The sequence below is a fragment of the Proteus myxofaciens ATCC 19692 genome (assembly GCF_001654855.1).
GTDB lineage: Bacteria > Pseudomonadota > Gammaproteobacteria > Enterobacterales > Enterobacteriaceae > Proteus > Proteus myxofaciens.
Genome location: NZ_LXEN01000173.1, coordinates 1 through 737, shown reverse-complemented (window position 1 = coordinate 737; position 737 = coordinate 1). Strand labels below are relative to the sequence as shown.

Annotated in this window: 1 protein-coding gene; it reads left to right on the top strand. The window is 22.4% G+C overall.

What is annotated here, in order from left to right; translation table 11 throughout:
* Positions 1-405: 405 nt before the first annotated feature.
* Entirely contained in the window at positions 406-702 is a 297-nt protein-coding gene (locus M983_RS16435; RefSeq protein ID WP_066753557.1) for a helix-turn-helix domain-containing protein, read from the top strand.
* Positions 703-737 lie beyond the last annotated feature (35 nt).

Here is a 737-nt window from a genome sequence, read left to right as displayed (position 1 = left end):
ATTATATATTATTTGTTAAATTTACTTAACTTACAAATCTATGTTATTGAAGCCAAAAGATTTTTATATTTAAACGTAATTTATTGTAACAATTTATGTTTTTAAACATATAAAAATAAAATATTTTTAAAAATAGTCGCAAATAATACCCCTCATAAATCAAATTTAACAAATAATATATAATATTTATATTTATCATATGGTTGATTGCTTATTACTTATATTAACTACACATTACACGTGTATTTTAATAAGTTAAAATGATCGATAATCGATATTCAATAGATGACACCTATCAGAATGTCTTGATTCGATCGATATAAACGTTTTTACTCTTATTTTAATATATTTATCATTGATGAAACTTAAATATTTAATTAATTATTTTATATTGGAGTATGGTTAATGAGACATAATATAACTAGTGGCCATATTGGTGTTTTTCTAAGGAAAGCACGTAAAGAAAAAAAGATGACAGGGCAACAGCTGGCAAAATTAATGAATATAAGTCAGCAACAAATCTCACGATACGAAATAGGTACAACACCTATTACATTCGATCAACTTCAAGAATTTCTTTTAGTTTTGGATAAAAGATGGCTTGATGTTTTCAAATTTCTTGAAAATGAAACTAATCCTAAAATAAAAAGAAATGAAAATAAATACATTTCGTGGAAAAGTTATCCTTCGAAGAATTTATAAATATTTTTTTATATTTATCTAAAAAATAAAATAAT